This is a genomic window from Burkholderia sp. 22PA0106 (assembly GCF_047497155.1).
GTDB lineage: Bacteria > Pseudomonadota > Gammaproteobacteria > Burkholderiales > Burkholderiaceae > Burkholderia.
The window spans coordinates 243828-261069 of sequence record NZ_CP163163.1; the positions used below are offsets into that span (position 1 = coordinate 243828).

The 17242-nt window shown below is 65.5% G+C and carries 8 protein-coding genes; 5 read left to right on the forward strand and 3 right to left on the reverse strand.

What is annotated here, in order from left to right; all coding sequences use genetic code 11:
* Nucleotides 1–10: 10 nt before the first annotated feature.
* The 3 genes from AB4850_RS16015 to AB4850_RS16025 are packed head-to-tail and all read right to left on the reverse strand — an operon-like array spanning nt 11 to nt 4144.
* Nucleotides 11–667, reverse strand: coding sequence for an ABC transporter ATP-binding protein (locus AB4850_RS16015; protein ID WP_414444017.1), 657 nt, complete (start codon nt 665–667; stop codon nt 11–13).
* A complete protein-coding gene (locus AB4850_RS16020) occupies nt 664–1479 on the reverse strand; it encodes an ABC transporter permease (protein ID WP_414444018.1) in 816 nt (271 codons plus the stop codon). The genes AB4850_RS16015 and AB4850_RS16020 overlap by 4 nt, the downstream gene beginning before the upstream one ends.
* Nucleotides 1472–4144, reverse strand: coding sequence for a hypothetical protein (locus AB4850_RS16025; RefSeq protein ID WP_414444019.1), 2673 nt, complete (start codon nt 4142–4144; stop codon nt 1472–1474). Before AB4850_RS16025 ends, AB4850_RS16020 begins: the two co-directional genes overlap by 8 nt.
* 989 nt (nt 4145–5133) lie before the next feature.
* On the opposite strand from AB4850_RS16025, the gene AB4850_RS16030 reads away from it, so the two are divergent.
* Genes AB4850_RS16030 through AB4850_RS16050 form a run of 5 tightly spaced genes read left to right on the forward strand, consistent with a single transcriptional unit; the run spans nt 5134 to nt 17218 of the window.
* A complete protein-coding gene (locus AB4850_RS16030; RefSeq protein WP_414444020.1) occupies nt 5134–6339 on the forward strand; it encodes a capsule biosynthesis protein in 1206 nt (401 codons plus the stop codon).
* Nucleotides 6332–7123, forward strand: a complete 792-nt coding sequence (locus AB4850_RS16035; RefSeq protein WP_414444021.1) for an SDR family NAD(P)-dependent oxidoreductase — start codon at nt 6332–6334, stop codon at nt 7121–7123. Before AB4850_RS16030 ends, AB4850_RS16035 begins: the two co-directional genes overlap by 8 nt.
* Nucleotides 7120–8649, forward strand: coding sequence for an LTA synthase family protein (locus AB4850_RS16040; protein ID WP_414444022.1), 1530 nt, complete (start codon nt 7120–7122; stop codon nt 8647–8649). The genes AB4850_RS16035 and AB4850_RS16040 overlap by 4 nt, the downstream gene beginning before the upstream one ends.
* A gap of 2 nt (nt 8650–8651) precedes the next feature.
* Nucleotides 8652–16283 carry an SDR family NAD(P)-dependent oxidoreductase gene (locus tag AB4850_RS16045; RefSeq protein WP_414444023.1) on the forward strand — a complete coding sequence of 2544 codons (7632 nt, stop codon included), beginning with the start codon at nt 8652–8654 and terminating at the stop codon, nt 16281–16283.
* Nucleotides 16283–17218, forward strand: a complete 936-nt coding sequence (locus AB4850_RS16050; protein ID WP_414444024.1) for a UDP-3-O-acyl N-acetylglycosamine deacetylase — start codon at nt 16283–16285, stop codon at nt 17216–17218. The genes AB4850_RS16045 and AB4850_RS16050 overlap by 1 nt, the downstream gene beginning before the upstream one ends.
* Nucleotides 17219–17242: the final 24 nt, after the last annotated feature.

Consider the following 17242-nt stretch of genomic DNA (forward strand, 5'->3'; position numbering starts at 1 on the left):
TTTTTATTGGTTACTGCATTTGCGTGTAATTGTAGTAGTCGTACGCTTCGTTAATGTCGTCGAAATGGTAAAGATGCGTGTTCTCGAGGACGCAAGCTCTGGTGCAGTAATCCTTGATCCGTCCGGCATCGTGCGACACGATGATCATCGCGCGATCGCGCCGCTTTTCGAAGAGCTCGACATTGCATTTTTCGTGGAATCGAGTATCGCCGACAGCAATCACTTCGTCGATCAGAAAACAGTCGAATTCGATCGCCATGGAAATGGCGAACGCGAGTCGAGCGCGCATGCCGCTCGAATATTTCTTGACCGGTTCGCGCAAGTAGGCGCCGAGCTCGGAGAATTCTTCGACGAATGGCAACGCATTGTCGTATGAAGTCTTGTAGATCCGGCAAACGAACCTCAGGTTGTCCAGGCCAGTCAGGCTACCCTGGAAGCCTCCGCTGAACGCGAGCGGCCAGGACACGCTCATCGTGCGCGAAACGCTCCCGGTAGTGGGCAATTCGGAGCCGCTGATCAGGCGGATCATGGTCGACTTGCCCGCGCCATTACGGCCGAGAATGCCGATTCGTTCGCCCGGCTCGATCGTCAGGTTGACCTCATCGAGTATGAGGCGCTTTCCCTGCCGCGTCTCATATTGCTTGCTAATGTTGCTTAACTTAATCATTCGGGCTCCACTCGACGTGCCGCAGCGGAAACAACCAGCAGCCCAAGCCATGACAGGACCAGATTGACAAGGACAACGTACGAAATGCTGTAGTACGTCTTCACCTCATTGCCAAAGTAGCCGTAACGAAACAGTTCGACGCAGTTGGCAACCGGGAAGAGCAGAACCAGCTTTCGCACGTATTCGGGCAACCACGCCGCCATCACCAGTGCGCCTGAAACCGGCAACTGGAAATACGCGATCGGATGCCACAGGCGTTCCGTCAGTTCGTTGAATTCGGTCAGCCCGCCGATCAGCAGGCCCATCGCAGCCGCATACCAGCACAGCAGTGCCCACGCGATCACCATGCTCATGATGTCGACCGGTACCGGGATGACGTTCACCGCCACAAACAGGCCGATAAGCACGATCATCGAGAGCGTTGTACCGATCAACTCCAATGCGATACGTGCCCAGAAGAAATCGATCACCCTGACATTGCGGTGATAAAGGAGCGACGCATTGGGTTCGACGGCCAATGTGCATCTGCCGATCGTGTTTCGCCAAACCAGGATCGTCGAGTATCCGGTCAAGGAATAGGCGATGGCACTGATATGGTGGGCCGAGCCGACGTCATGGAACAAATTCCAGAGCACGATGACGCCGAGCGAGAACAACATGGGCTCGGCAAACAACCACGCAAAACCAATGTTGTGGCGTCCGTAGCGGGTAATGATTTCCCGCATCAGCAGCGCATGGACGACACGCCCTTGAATCTCCATCGATCGGGAGAAACTGGACTGCCGTCCGGATTCAGACGGAGATTTAATCATGGTGTTCCTTGACGCTTGCGACCAGCAACTTCAACGTACCCCACACCACCAGCCCGATGATGAACGTTGCAATGATGTTGCGGAGCCGATGCGGCAGCAGTGCCTTGTCCGGCTCGTTCGGTTGGGAAATCCGCTCGAGATAGAGTTGCTGGCGCTGAGCGTCGTTTCGTGCTGTTTCCAGCGAGGCAAGTGATGCAGTCAGCTGACGGTCTGCAAACTGACGATCGAGTTCGAGCCGTTCATAAGCGGAGCTCTTGAACGCGAGCGAGCCCTGGCCGCCGGTGACCTCACTGCTGGCCTTGTCGACCGTGGCTTGCAGCGTTGCAATTTTTACATTCAAGGCCGGAATCTGCGGATTCGCCGGCGACACTGATTTAAGTTGCGCCAGTTGAATCTTGGCCGCGACCAATTCATTTTGAATTTTGATGACATTTTGCAATGCGAGCGCGGACTGGCGCTCCGGATCAAAAATCGCCTGCTTGTCGCGATAGCTCGACAGCGCTGCGGCAGACTTCTTCAGATTCGCCTCGGCGGATTCAACTTCATTCCGTGCGTAGACGATCAGATCCTGCTTTGCGCGATTGTTCATTTCATTCACGCGCTGCTCGCCCAGTTCAAGCAATTTCTCGTTGAACCTGCGCGCGTCCGCCGCCGAAAACGCATTGACTTCGAGGGTCGTGATGCCGGTGTCGGTATCGTATTGCGCGTCGACGTGGTGCTGGAAGTAGCGGAACATGTCTTCGAACGTTCGGAGGTAACCGAAGGAACCAAAACGACTGAACAGATCACCCTGGCCCTGGCCGTAAGCGTCGGAGTAAGCGTTATTCTTGTTCAGCGCCATCAACGCGTCGCGGGAAATCAGATAGTCATTGACCGCATAGGTGTCGTCCGATGCGCGCGAGATGCCGGTACTCTGCAGCAACGCTCCCACGAAACTGCCTGACTGATTGTTCTTGTTCGGGCTGCGCACGAGGAACGTCGACTGAGAAACATAAACGTCGGACGCGAAAATCGTGAAATAGATTGCGGACAGCAACGTGGGAATCGCGACGCAAATCAGGAGCAGCGGTTCCATGCGCCGGATTCGCGCAGGGATGTTTGAAAAGAACGAAGCAAAGCTGGACATTTTCGAGGCGCTCGATGAATTCGCATTGATGGAGGATTTCGGCGCGCTTCTCGTGCGCGACAGGCTTGCGCGCAGTTCCGCTTGGGCGTCGCCATGAACGTCCACATCGTCGTCGGTATATCCGGACCGATCCTGCAGGAATTCATAGAATTTCGCGTATTCAAACGCCCAGCGCTGGTAATCGGTTTTTTTCCCGAAAATGCTATAGAGCGTGTTCTTTTTCAGCCAGCCCAAGTTGAGGTGGTTGGTGATGCTGGGGTGAATCGGCGTGTCCGGCTGCAACAGATCGGTTTCATTGAGCAGGTCATTCGACACGCGAATCTGCTCTTCGTCGAAGTCGAGAAACTTGCGAATCCGATCGATCACGATCTTGATCGCGGGATTCGATGGAAGCTTATGCGAGTTGAAGAATTTTTGCGAAGTGAACTTGTTAACGAGATAATCCGAGAAAACGACGTCGCTTTCTTTTTCAAGCGCCTTCCATTGGCTGACGTCGTCCTGGAAAATCGCCTTCAGATCGACGAGCGTGCCGATATCGGTATTGCTATATTCGGTGGCGGCAATTTTCGCGCTGTTTTTCTGCTTGACGAGCTTCCGCAGCGTGTCGTCGCCCTGCGTTCCGGATGCGAACGAATTGAACTCGTGGATCTCGTGATCGTAACGATCGAAAGGCCACAGGCTCCGGCATTGCAGCATTGGAACCTTGAGCGCCTGAGTGGCGCCAATTTCCTGCATGGTCTCCAAAATGCGCCGATGCGGAACCGAACGATCGGGGTTGATTTGCAGGACTACCCGGCCAGGGCGTTTCAGAAGGTCGCTGACGATCTGCGGAGCGTAGTCGTCGTTGCTGTCGACGAATTCGAGCGCATAACGGTCCGATTGAGTTTCTTGAAAGACATCGAGCAGATGGCGGTAGATCGCCAAAATCTGCACTTCGCCGAACAATATGACGTTCTCTCGCTCTTCCTTGTTATCCCAGAGCCGCGCCACCGATTCGCCAAGCAGTTTTGCCAGATTGGCATATTCATCCCGTGCCGACGATCCGCCATCGCTTTTCGCACCGCCGGTACTTTGTTCGTGTTTGCTATCGGGAGAGATAATTCCGTCGACACCGGCCGTGTTTCCGACGAGAAGCGCATTGTATTTGGCGATTTCGCTCCGAATTGCATCCGAGTAAATCGATGCTGCCTGCAGCTCCAAGGCAACAACTTTCCATCCCTGCGTGTGGGCTTTGGTTACGTATTGGGTGAATTCTTCGTAAGTATCGGCGGCACTCTTTCCGTGGAGGAGTTCGTCGCTGCCGGCATTGATTACGACGACGCTCAAAGGGGCGTTGTAGTTTCTGAGAGGGGCAACGGACTTGTCGTAATCGCCGAGGCAATCGGCGAGGGTTCGCTCGAACCCTGCAACGGTGGCGAATTCAACCTGGAAAGACAAATCCTGAGCAAGATGCCCTGCAAATTTGCCGTCCTGAAAGGGGCCGGAATCGGTACCGACGTTGTTGCCGTCGAAGACTACAACGGCTGTTTTTCTCAACATGTTGAAAAATCCTTATCTAGTGCAGGATGGCAGCGAGAGCATTTCAAGTATCACGCTGGTCCGTATCGAAGCGATATCTGGTTCCGAAGCGAAGTGGTCGGCAGTTCGTGTGCAAGCAGCGCGACGATCGCGATCTCCGCGTCCAAGGCTCGCACCGGACTGCGAGAGGCGGCGCAGCGACGATGGGTCGAAACCATAGGCCTGTTGCATGACGGGCGATCGTTATCGCAACGAATGTCCGGTCGCCTACCACGCGAATTTTTGAGGGTCGTTGCTGCAATGCGGATGGCACGTTGCACGAAGTCGATTCGCGATCCGAGCGCGTCTTTTTGCGCTGCGGCGTCGAGCAACTGATGCGAACCTTCGACCTTCGGGCATGGGATTTTTCCTTGGCGGGCGGGGCTTGCCCCGATCATGAACCGACGGCGGGCAGAGCCTCGATCGCGCTGCGAGGCCCAGGATGCACGCAAATCGTCAGTATGCACGCTCGACGCCTCGCCGAACCGCCGCCGCGGCGCGGTCGCAGGTCGCGATGGCGCCATGCATGATGCCCATCCAGCATGGGCAGGCGACAATATGCCTTGTCTTGGGCTTTATCACAATCTCGTCGATTTCAATGGATCACATGAATGGGCCAGCCCGGCTCGGGTGGATTAACGGGCTATCGATGGCGATGCGCGGCTGAATGCCTGACATGCCCATTCGTTCTTTGACCGCAGCCCGGCGCGCTTCGAGCGCGCGATTTTATGCGTTGTGAGTAAGATTTGCCAACGGCATGTCAGAAATATTTTTATGGTTACATTTGTCACAATTTGATGCTAAATAGTCGGTCTGGTTGTATCTGATTTAAAGGTGATGCTATATTCCTCGGTCCGTCGTGCCGGGGTGCGGTGCGCGGAATTACCTGTCTGCAGTTGCTTCGGTCCCACCGAATTGCTGCGGTGCTTGTTCCGCGCCTGCCGGTGCATGCGGTCGATTTCACTCATTCGATGCCTCGCTCATTTCTAGTGCTGCAAGGCACGGCTTCACTGTTCTTCAGCCGTCTCGCTGACGCAATCGCGTCGCGCGGCCACGCGGTTTACCGAGTAAATTTTTGCGGTGGAGACTGGTTCTATGGCCGTACAAATCGGCCGTTGAACTACAACGGCAAATCCTCCGATCTTTCGGCGTGGTACGCCGACTTGATTGAACGCGAACGCATTACCGACATTCTCATGTTCGGCGACTGCCGCGAAATCCATCGCCCGATTCACGCAATCGCGCAGGCGCGCAGCCTGCGCGTCCACGTGTTCGAAGAAGGCTATATCCGTCCGCACTGGATCACGCTCGAGCACCATGGCGTCAACGGCCGCTCGCTGATGCCGTTGGACCCGCAAGCCTTTATCGCGGCACGCGAGGCGACGCCGCCCGCCAAGCCCGGCCAGCCCACCGGCTACAACCTCTACGAACGCGTTTTCCACGACATCAGCTACCGCGTCGCCAACGCGGTGTTCGCCTGGCGCTTCCCACGCTACCGCAGCCATCGCCCGCGCAACGGCATGGTGGAATACGGCGGCCTCGCGTTCCGCGCCTTGCTGCAAGGACGGCACCGCCGGCAAGCGGAGGCCGTCACGCGCGAGCTGATCGACGGCAATCGTCAGTACTACCTGTTTCCGCTGCAACTGAATTCGGATGCCCAGATCGTCGTGCATTCGCCGTTCGAGGGCGTGCGCGACGCCATCGATTACGTGATCCACTCGTTCGCGCGGCATGCGCCGTCCGACGCGGTGCTGCTGATCAAGAATCACCCGCTCGACACGGGCGCCATCGAGTATCGCCGCTTCGCGGAGTCGATCGCGCGTGCGGCCGGTATGGAAGGCCGGCTGCGCTTCATCAATTCGGGCCATCTGCCGACGCTGCTCGAACATGCGCGTGCCGTGGTGGTGGTGAACAGCACGGTAGGCCTGTCGGCGCTTCATCACGAGCGCCCCCTGATGGCGCTCGGGGCGGCAATTTATAATATGCGCGGCCTGACTTGGCAGGGCTCTCTCGACGACTTCTGGCTCAACGGTGACGTGCCCAACATGACCCTCTACCACGCGTTTCTCGACTACGTGATGCACCACACGCAGATCAACGGCGATTTCTACACCCGCACCGGCATCGCGATGGCGGTGGCGGGCGCGGTCGACCGTCTGGACCGCGCGGATGCCTGAGCCGTTGGTTCGTCACGTCGCGATCACCGGCGCGAGCGCGGGCCTGGGCCGCGCGCTCGCGCTCGATTACGCCGCGCCGGGCATGATGCTCGGCATCGTGGGCCGCAATCCCGCCGAACTCGAATCCACGGCCGCTGCCTGCCGCGCACGCGGCGCCACGGTCGAAACCGGCATCCTCGACGTGCGCGACGCAGCCGCCACCGCCGCCTGGCTGACCGCCTTCGACGAACAACACCCGATCGACCTGCTGATCGCCAACGCAGGCGTGGCCAGCACGATCGCGCACGCGAACGACTGGGAAGATCTGGCGCGCACCGCCCGCGTGATCGACACCAACCTCTACGGCGCCCTGCACACGGTGCTGCCCGTGATCGACCGCATGCGCGTGCGCAAGCGCGGCCGCATCGCAATGGTCAGCTCGATCGCGGCGCTGCGCGGCATGGCGATCTCGCCGGCCTACTGCGCGAGCAAGGCGGCGGTCAAGGCCTACGCCGATTCGGTGCGCCCGTTGCTCAAGCGCGACGGCGTGCGCGTCACGGTGATCCTGCCCGGCTTCGTGAAAACGGCGATGAGCGACGTGTTCCCCGGCGAGAAGCCGTTTCTCTGGAGCGCGGAGCGCGCGGCGGCCTACATCCGCCGCCGGCTCGACGCGGGCCGCAGCGAGATCGCGTTCCCGGCGCTGCTGACGCTCGGCATGCGCCTGCTGCCGCTGCTGCCGGTCGCGCTGGCCGATGCGATCCTCGATCGCCTGTCGTACCTGCCCGCCGAGGACGCTCCACGGTGAGCGGCCACCTGATCCCGACGCTGGCGGCGGCCGTGGCGCTGTCGTTTGCGCTCGACGCGATCGCCGTGCCGCGCGCGCCGCTGCGCCGGCCGCCGCTGTCTTTGGCGCTTCACATTCTTTCCGTACTCTTTCTCGCCGACCTGGCGCTCGCGCTGACCTCGCGGCCGATTTTCTCGGCGTTCGTGGCGCTGGCACTCGTCGGCCTGGTGGCGGCCGTCAGCAATGCGAAGCATGAATCGCTGCGCGAGCCGTTCGTCTTCACGGATCTCAGCCTGTTCAGCCAGTTGTTCTCGCACCCACGGCTGTATTTGCCGTTTCTCAGCGTCGGCAAGGTCATCGCGATCGGGGTGGGCATCGTGCTCGTGATCGCGGGCTTCATCGCCGAACCGCCGGCGGCGCACGGCTCGGCGGCGCTCGCCTGGCTCGCGGTGGCGCTGCCGTTCGCGCTGGCGCTGGGGATCGCCGCGCGCCTGCCGCTCACGCTCGACCCGAACGCCGACCAGCGTCGCCACGGCTTCTTCGCGGTGTTCGTCGCTTATTTGCTGAACGGCCTGCGGCCAGCCACGTTCCGGCGCTTCCGCGAGGTCATGGCGCGCGCGCCGTTCGCGGCCGGCGAGCCGGCGCGGCGCCCCGACGTGATCGTGATCCAGAGCGAATCGTTCTTCGACGCACGCCGCCTGGGCGACGAGATCGAACCGGGCCTGCTGCCGCATTTCGATGCGGCGCGCCGCGAAGCGGTCTGGCACGGCGAGATGGCGGTGCCGGCATGGGGCGCGAACACGATGCGCACGGAATTTGCGGTGCTCACCGGCACCGAATCGGCCTCGCTCGATTACGCGCGCTTCTATCCTTACGCTTTCGTCAGGCACAAGCTCGCCTCGCTGGCGGCCTGGTTCGGCCGTGGCGGCTACGACACGGTCGCGATCCATCCCTATTACGCGGATTTCTTCGGCCGCAACCGCGTGTTCCCGCTGCTGGGTTTCGAGCGGTTCCTCGACATCGGCCACTTCACCGCGGCGCGGCGCGCCGGCCCGTACGTGTCGGACGCCGCCGTGGCCGACGCGATCCTGGACGAACTGGCGCTGCCGCACGAGCGGGCGCGTTTCGTGTTCGCGATGACGATGGAGAATCACGGCCCGCTGCACCTGGAAACTGTTCTGCCTGGCGAAGCCGCTTCACGGCATACTCTCGGCGACGGTTCCGCATGGCGGGATTTGACCGCCTATTTGCGACATATTGAAAATGCAGATGCAATGATCGGCCGCCTGCTGGATCATCTGCGTTCGAGCGACAGAGAGACGGTCGTCTGTTTCTACGGCGATCACGTTCCGGCCCTTTCCAGGGTTTTCGACCGTCTGGGCGCGAGCCCGGAACACAGTGACTATTTCATCTGGCGAAATTTCGGGCCAGATATTCCCGAACGTCGGGACGTGCGGGCCGCCGAACTGGGCGGCTTGTTGCTGCAAGCGACACAGCTGGGGCGGAGTCGCGTGGACGAGTCGCGAGCATCAGAGAAAACGACATAACGATGAACGGAAAGATTGCAATTGTTGGGATCGCCTGCCGCTTCCCCGGTGGCGCCAATAATCCCGATGAACTCTGGAGCCTGCTGCGCGACGAGCGAGATGCCGTCACGCAGATTCCGGCCGAGCGCTTCGGGACGGAGTTCTATCAGCATCCGTCCAAGCGCGAGGCGGGCAAGAGCTACACGTTCTCGGCCGGTGTGCTCGAGAACATTGCCGGCTTCGATGCGGCATTTTTTGGCGTGTCGCCGCGCGAAGCGGCGCAGATGGATCCGCAGCAGCGCCTGCTGCTCGAACTCGCCTGGGAGGCCTTCGAGCACGCGGGCGTGCGCCCGCAGGACATGCGCGGCCGCAATTGCGGCGTGTTCGTCGGCGTGGCCAGCCCCGATTACGGCAACCGCAGCGTCGACGATCTGAACTCGGTCGATCCGTATTCGGCCACCGGCAACACGTTGAGCATCGCCTCGAACCGCGTGTCCTACCTGTTCGACCTGCGCGGGCCGAGCATGTCGATCGACACCGCGTGCTCGTCGTCGCTGGTGGCGCTGCACCAGGCGGTGCAGGCGCTGCGCTCGGGCGAAACCGAGCTGGCGCTGGCCGGCGGCGTGAACCTGCTGATGCACCCGTTCGGCTTCGTCACGTTCTCGAAAGCCTCGATGCTGTCGCCACGCGGCCGCTGCCGCGCGTTCGACGCAACCGGCGACGGCTACGTGCGCTCCGAAGGCGGCGCGTTCGTGCTGCTCAAGCCGCTCGAGCGCGCGCTCGCGGACGGCGACACGATCCACGCCGTGATCGCCGGCTCGGGCGTCAATTCCGATGGTTTCACGCAGGGCGGCATCAGCGTGCCGGGCTCGGCCACGCAGGCCGCGCTGCTGCGCAGCGTCTACGCGCGCGCCGGCGTCGATCCGCAATCGCTGTCGTATCTCGAAGCGCACGGCACCGGCACGGCGGTCGGCGATCCGATCGAGGCGCGCGCGCTGATCGACGTGCTGTCGTCGGGCCGTCCGGCCGACAAGCCGCTGCTGATCGGTTCGATCAAGACCAACATCGGCCACCTCGAAACGGCGTCCGGCATGGCCGGGCTGCTGAAGGCCGTGATGTGCCTGAAGCACCGCGCGGTGCCGCGCTCGCTGCACTTCGAAACCCCGAATCCGTCGATCGATTTCGCGGGCGGCCGCCTGCGCGTGGCCGACCGCTTCACGCCGCTCGGCGCCGAACACTGTGCAAGCGACGATCAACCGTTGACGGTCGGCGTCAACTCGTTCGGCTTCGGCGGCACCAATGCGCACGTCGTGCTGATGGAAGCGCCGGCCGTGGCGCAAGCGGTTGTCGCAGCCGTTGAAGCGCCGGCCGAACGCCTGTCGCCGCTGGTGCTGACGGCGCGCTCGTCGCAGGCGTTCGCCGCGCTGGCGGCGCGTTATCTGGCCGTGCTCGAACGCGGCGCGCACTGGCAGGCCGTCGCGGCCTCGGCCGCGCGTCGCCGCCAGTGGTTCACGCACCGGCTCGTGATCGCGCCGGCCACGGCCGACGAGGGCCGCGCGGCGCTCGCGGCGCTGGCCGAGGACGCAGCGGCGTCGCCGGCTTGCGTGACGCGTGGCGAAGCGCCGCCCGACACGGGCCGCGTGGCGTTCGTCTACTCGGGCAACGGCTGCCAGTGGGCCAACATGGGCCAGCAGCTCTATGACGAAGACGCGGTGTTCCGTGCGGCGCTCGACGAAGTCGATGCGCTCTGGTGCGCCGACGGCAGCGCCTCGCTGGTCGAGGTGATGCGCGCGGGTGCGGGCGAAAGCTGGCTTGCCGCCACCGAAAACGCGCAACCGCTGCTGTTCGCGATCCAGGTGGGCCTCACGCGCGTGCTGGAAGCGCGCGGCGTCGGTCACGAAGCCACGATCGGTCACAGCGTCGGCGAAGTGGCCGCCGCGTGGGCCGCCAAGATTCTCACGCTGACCGACGCGGTGCGCGTGATCAAGATCCGCAGCCGTGCCCAGGGCACGACGCGCGGCACCGGCCGGATGGCGGCGGTGGGCCTCAGCGAGGCCGCCGCGCACGAGGCGATCGCGCGTCTGGGCCTGACCGGCCTGGTCGAAGTGGCCGGCGTGAACAGCGCCGAAGCGGTCACGCTGGCCGGTTCGCTGCAGGGCCTGCAATCGATCGAGGCGGCACAGCGCGAAAGCGGCCGCTTCTTCCAGTTGCTCGATCTCGATTACGCGTTCCACAGCCGGCAGATGAACAGCATCGAGCCGATCGTGCTGGATCAGCTCGACGGGCTCGCGCCGCAGGCCGGCGACGGCAGCTTCGTGTCGACCGTGACGGGCACGCTGCTCGACGGCAAGACGCTCGACGCGCGCTACTGGTGGCGCAACATCCGCGAGCCGGTGCGCTTCGGCGACGGCATCGCGAGCCTGATCGCGGAAGGCGTGCGGATCTTCATCGAAGTGGCGCCGCACTCGATCCTGCGCAGCTACATGAAGCATTCGCTGGCGGCGGCGCAGGCGCAAGGCGCCGTGCTGCCGACGCTCAAGCGCGGGCAGGGCAGCGCCGCGACGCTCGACGCGTCGATCCTGTCGGCGATCGCGCATGGCGCGACGGTCGATCTCGATCGCTTCGCGCCGGCCGTGCCGGGCGCGGCCACGGTCGCGCTGCCGACCTATCCGTGGCAGCACGAGTCCTACTGGCTGGAGCCGACCGTCGAGGCCTACAACCTCGTCAATCGTCACCGCGATCACCCGCTGCTCGGCTACCGCCTGCACGAACACGCCTATGGCTGGGAAAACCAGCTCGACCCGGCCAAGCTGCCGCTGCTGGCCGACCACGTGGTGGACGGCGGCGTGGCGTTCCCTGGCGCGGGCTATGTGGAAATGGCGCTGGCCGCCGCGCGGGTCTACTTCGAAACCGGCACGGCCGCGCTCGAAAACCTCGAAATTCGCGCGCCGGTGGTGTTCCAGCCGCAGCAGGCCAAGCTGTTCCGCCTGCATATCGAGCCCGAAACGGCGATCTTCACGATCGAGACGCGCGACCGCATGAGCGACGCGCCGTGGACGCTGAACGTCACCGGCCGCCTGCTTGCGAGCGGCAACACGCTTGGCGCGAATTCGCTGGCCGATGCCGCCGCGCTCGACGCGCTGCGCGGCGCCGGCACGCTCGACGGTGCCGTGCTGTACGAGAACACCGCCGTGATCGGCCTCGATTACGGCCCGGCGTTCCGCTGGGTGCGCAACGTGCGCGTGGCCGGCGACACGGCGTTGGCCGAGCTCGCCGCGCCCGCCGCGTGCGGCGACGCCGCCGCGCTGGCCGCCTATCACCTGCATCCGGCGCTGATGGACAGCGGCTTCCATCCGCTGTTCGCGCTGCTCGGCGGCCTCGGCAAGCCAGGCGCCCAGGCCGACCGCGCGGCCTACGTGCCGGTGCAGATCGGCCGCGTCGATTACCTGCACGGCGACGCGATCGACCGCGTGCTGGTGCGCATCGAACGCCGCAGCCCGCATTCGGTGGTGGCCTCGTTCGATTTCATCGATGCGAACGGCATCGTCGCGGCCCGCCTCGGCAGTTGCCGGTTCCGCCGCGTCGATCTGCTCGGCCGCCGCCATCATGCGCCGTCGCGTTTCGTCTACACGCTCGAACATCGCCCGCTGCCGGCCGACGCCCGCGCCGACAGCCTGCCCGCGCCGGCCGATCTGCTGCGCGATGCGACGCAGCGGGTCGCGGCGAGCGAGGACACCGCGCGCCGCAGCCAGCATCTGACCGAGATGCTGCCGCTGCTCGACGTGCTCGCGAGCCTCTATGCGCTGCGCGCGCTCGACGCGATCGATGCGTTCGCCTCGCCGATCCTGCCTACCCATCCGCAAGCCGCGCTGGTCGCGCGCCTGGCCGAGATCCTCGTGGAAGACGGCCTGGTCACGCGCGAGGGCGGCCATCTGGTACGCGACGAGCAAGCCTGCGCGGCGCTGCCGCCGCTCGGCGAACTCTGGCGCGGCCTGCTGGCCGAATCGCCGCATCACAGCGCCGAACTGACGCTGCTCGCGCATTGCGGCAAGGCCTTGCCGCGCGTGCTGAAGGGCGAACTCGATGCGGCGCGCGTGCTGTCGTCGACGGGCAAGGCGCTGGTCGAGCAGTTCTTCGACGCGTCGCCGACCTGGGAACACCTGCACGCGATGATGGCCGCCTGCGCGGCGTCCGCCGTCGAAGGCTGGCAAGCGCCGCGCCGCCTGCGTCTGCTCGAAATCGAATCGACTCGCGGCGACATGCTGCGCCCGCTGGTGGTGCGCCTGCCTGCCGACCGTTGCGAACGCACCATTTGCGGCACGGCCGAGCAACTGGCCGCGTTCGACGCCGATGCGATGCCGGCGCTCTCGACGGTCGCGCAACTGCCGGGCGAGCGCTTCGCGCTGAAGGCCGATCCGGACGAACTGTACGACCTGGTGCTGGTCGATCGCGCGCTGGCCGGCCGGACCGATCCGGCCGACGTGCTCGCGTCGATCCGCGCGTGGCTCGCGCCGGGCGGCCTGGTGGTGCTGGCCGAATCGCGCCGCAACCGCTTCGCCGACATCGTGTTCGGCCTGCAGGCCGCCGACGGCCGTACCGCGTCGCTGACGCCGGCCGAGCTCGAACAGCTCTGCGAGCGCGTCGGGCTGGTGGAGGCCGCGCGTCACGCCGAGCAGGATCTCGAACTCGAAGGCACGCCGAGCCTCGTTGTCGCGCGCCGTCCGCTGGCCGACGACAGCGCGGCCGAGGAAGAGGACGACAGCCTCGACGCGCTGGAGCGCGCCGAGCAATGGGTGGTGGTCACGGCCGATGACGACGCCGAGCCGATCGGCACGGTGCTGGCCGATGCGCTGACGCGTGCCGGCCATGTGGTCGAAGCGGTCGAGATGCGGCAGGCGGCCGGTTTCCTCGCCACCATGCCGGCGGCCGACGCCACCCATCTGGTGTTCTGCGCGCCGTCGCCGCGCCTGAGCGACCGCTCCGACGCCGACGCGCTGATGCAGGCGCAGCAGTCGGGTGCGATCGCGCTGGCCGGCCTGGTGCGCGCGCTCAACGACGAGCACCGCGCGGCGGGCGTGCGCCTGTCGGTGGTGACGCGCGGCTGCGCGCCGTTCGAGGGCGCCGCGCCGAACACGCCGGCCCAGGCCGCGTTGTGGGGCCTCGGCCGTGTGCTCGCCAACGAACATCCCGAACTGGGCTGCCGCCTGATCGATGTCGATCCGGCCGACGGTTTCGACATCGCGCAACTGGCGCGCGAGCTGCTGGTGGACGTGGCCGAGGAAGAGGTGCTGCTGAGCGCCGCCGGCCGTCGCGTGCCGCGCATGCTGAGCGTCGAGCGCGCGGCCGCGCGCCAGCCGGCCGTGGCCGCCAACGTGCCGGCCGTGCTCGCGTTCGACGCGCCCGGCTCGCTGCGCAACCTCGAATGGTTCGCGCAGGTCGAGCGCCCGCTGGCCGCGCTCGACGTCGAAATCGAACCGGTGGCCACCGGCCTGAACTTCCGCGACGTGATGTACGCGATGGGCCTGCTGTCCGACGAAGCGGTCGAGAACGGCTTCGCCGGCGCGACCATCGGCATGGAGCTGGCCGGGCGCATCGTGCGCGTCGGCCGCGACGTGAGCGGCTTCGCGCCGGGCGATGCGGTGCTCGGCTTCGCGCCGGCCTGCTTCGCGACGCGCGTGGTGACGCGCGCCGACGCCATCGCGCTGAAGCCGGAACGCCTGAGCTTCGAGGAAGCCGCGACGATCCCCACCACCTTCTTCACGGCCTGGTACGCGCTGGTCGAGCTGGCGCGCCTGCGCCGCGGCGAGCGCGTGCTGGTGCACGGCGGCGCCGGCGGCGTGGGCATCGCGGCGATCCAGATCGCGCGCCACTTCGGCGCCGAGGTGTTCGCCACCGCCGGCAGCGACGAGAAACGCGAGTTCGTGCGCCTGCTCGGCGCCGATCACGTGCTCGATTCGCGCAGCCTCGCGTTTGCCGATCAGGTGCGCGTGCTGACGGGCGGGCAGGGCGTGGATATCGTGCTCAATTCGCTGGCGGGCGAGGCGATGGTGCGCAGCATCGACACGCTGCGTCCGTTCGGCCGCTTCCTCGAACTGGGCAAGCGCGATTTCTACGAGAACAGCCATATCGGGCTGCGTCCGTTCCGCAACAACATCAGCTATTTCGGCATCGACGCCGACCAGTTGATGGGCGTGCTGCCCGAGCTGACCGCGCGCCTGTTCGGCGAGGTCATGGCGCTGTTCGCCAACGGCGTGCTGCATCCGCTGCCGTATCGCGCGTTCCCGGCCGAGCGGGCCGAGGATGCGTTCCGCTACATGCAGCAGGCGCGTCAGATCGGCAAGGTGCTGGTCACCTATCCGTCGGGCACGCCCGCGCCGACGCGCGGCTTGGCGGCTGCACCGGTTTTGGCGCTCGATGCTCGCGCTGCTTATCTCGTTATCGGCGGCACGGGCGGGCTCGGCTTCGCCACGGCGCGCCGGCTGGTCGAGCGCGGTGCGCGTCATCTGACGCTGGCGAGCCGCGGCGGCCAGCTTGCCGAGGCGGCGCAGGCCGAAGCCGATCGCTGGCGCGACACGCTCGGCGTGAGCGTCGAGGCGGTGGCCTGCGACGTGACCGATGCGGCCGCGGTGCAGGCGATGGTGGCGCGGATCGCCGCGCGCGGCACGCCGCTCAAGGGCGTGCTGCACTCGGCGATGCAGATCGACGACGGCCTGGTGCGCAACCTCGACGACGCCCGCTTCGAAGCGGTGCTCGCGCCGAAGGTGGCGGGGGCCTGGAACCTGCATCGCGCGACGCTCGATGCGCCGCTCGACTGGTTCGTGCTCTATTCGTCGGCCACCACCTTCCTCGGCAATCCGGGGCAGGGCAGCTACGTGGCCGCCAACAGCTTCCTCGAAGCGCTGGTCGCGCATCGCCGCGCGGCGGGCCGCCCGGCGACCTTCATGGCCTGGGGGCCGCTGGAGGATGTGGGCTTCCTGGCGCGCAACGACACCACCCGCGAGGCGCTGCAATCGCGTATCGGCGGGGCGTCGATCACCTCCGACGAAGCGCTCGACGCGCTCGAACAGGCGCTGGCCGACGGCATTGCCGGCGAGGCCGTGGTGCGGATCGACTGGCAGGCGCTGTCGCGCGGCATGCCGGCCGCCAATGCGCGCCGGTATGCGCAGATGCAGACGCGCGGCGGCAGCGATGCTTCGCGCGACGGCGGCGACAAGCTGCGCGAGCAGGTTGCCGCGCTGCCGCACGACGAGGCGGTGGCGTTCGTGTCCGAAACGCTGCGCGCCCAGATCGCGCGAATCCTGCACATGACGGCCGACCGCATCGCGCTCGACCGCTCGGTGCTCGAAATGGGCATGGATTCGCTGATGGGCATGGAGCTCGGCCTCGCGGTCGAGGAAGTGTTCGAGGTGAAGCTGTCGGTGATGGCGATCGCCGACGGCGCGAGCGTGCTGTCGCTGGCCGCCCGCATCGTCGATTCGATCGCGGCGGCCGAAGCCAATGCGGGCGGCGATGCCGGCGCAGTCGATGCGGTGGCCGCGATGGCAGCCAAGCACGCGCTCGACGCCGAGGCGAAGGCGGTGCTGAAGGTGGCCGCCAACGATCCGGCTGTGGCCGCCGAGCAGGATCGCGCGGTGCGGCTCGGGGTGGTCAAGTGATGTCGACGGCGGCTGCAACGGCGTTGCCGGCCGGCTGGCAGGCCAGCCAGGGCACGCTCGCGCGCGAGCTGCGGCTCGACGGGCACGGCCTGCATACCGGCCGCCGCGTGTCGGTGCGGATTCTGCCGGCCGCGGGCGACACGCCGGCCACGCGCGGCATCCGCTTTCGCCGTCTCGACGGCGGGCGCGAGCTGGCCGTGCTGGCGGTCGATCCGGCGCTGCGCCGCGCGCAGCCGCTGTGCACCATGCTTCGGAATCCGGAAGGTGTCGGGGTACGCACCATCGAGCATCTGCTCGCCGCGCTGCTTACCTGCGAGATCGATCACGCGGTGGTCGAACTCGATGCCGAGGAGGTGCCGATTCTCGACGGCAGCGCCGCGCCGTGGATCGATGCGATCCGCGCCTGCGGCCGCACCGCGCTGAACGCGCCGAAGCGCTTCATCCGCGTGACGCGGCCGGTGACGGTGGCCGACGGCGAGGGCGGTTCGCGCCGCGAGATGCGGCTCGATCCTGCATCGCACTACGAAATGAGCGTGCGCAACGATCTGAAGGGCTTCGGCGAGATGCACTGGAGCGGCGCGCTGACGCCTGCGACGTTCGCCGCCGACATCGCGCCGTCGCGCTCCTATGGCCGTGTCAAATGGGCGGTGCCCGCGATCGTGGCCGGCTACCTGCGCGGCGTGCCGATCCTGCGCGGCGCGCGGCCGTCATGCACCGCGTCGATCGTCGGCAGCCGCGTGCTGGGCGGCATGCGCCTGCCCGACGAATTCGTGCGGCATCGCGTGCTCGATCTGGTCGGCGACCTGGCGATGGCCGGTGCGCCGCTGCTCGCGCGCGTGACGGCGTTGCGGCCGAGTCACGAAATGAACTTCCGCCTCGTCGATGCGTTGCTCTCGGCCCCCGATGCATGGGAATGGGCCGAGTTCGACGCATGACACGGCGGTCTTGATCCAGGTTTT

Coding starts and splice junctions, on each gene's coding strand:
- AB4850_RS16015 (WP_414444017.1), bottom strand. CDS start 667: ATGATTAAGTTAAGCAACATTAGCAAGCAATATGAGACGCGGCAGGGA.
- AB4850_RS16020 (WP_414444018.1), bottom strand. CDS start 1,479: ATGATTAAATCTCCGTCTGAATCCGGACGGCAGTCCAGTTTCTCCCGA.
- AB4850_RS16025 (WP_414444019.1), bottom strand. CDS start 4,144: ATGTTGAGAAAAACAGCCGTTGTAGTCTTCGACGGCAACAACGTCGGT.
- AB4850_RS16030 (WP_414444020.1), top strand. CDS start 5,134: ATGCCTCGCTCATTTCTAGTGCTGCAAGGCACGGCTTCACTGTTCTTC.
- AB4850_RS16035 (WP_414444021.1), top strand. CDS start 6,332: ATGCCTGAGCCGTTGGTTCGTCACGTCGCGATCACCGGCGCGAGCGCG.
- AB4850_RS16045 (WP_414444023.1), top strand. CDS start 8,652: ATGAACGGAAAGATTGCAATTGTTGGGATCGCCTGCCGCTTCCCCGGT.
- AB4850_RS16050 (WP_414444024.1), top strand. CDS start 16,283: ATGTCGACGGCGGCTGCAACGGCGTTGCCGGCCGGCTGGCAGGCCAGC.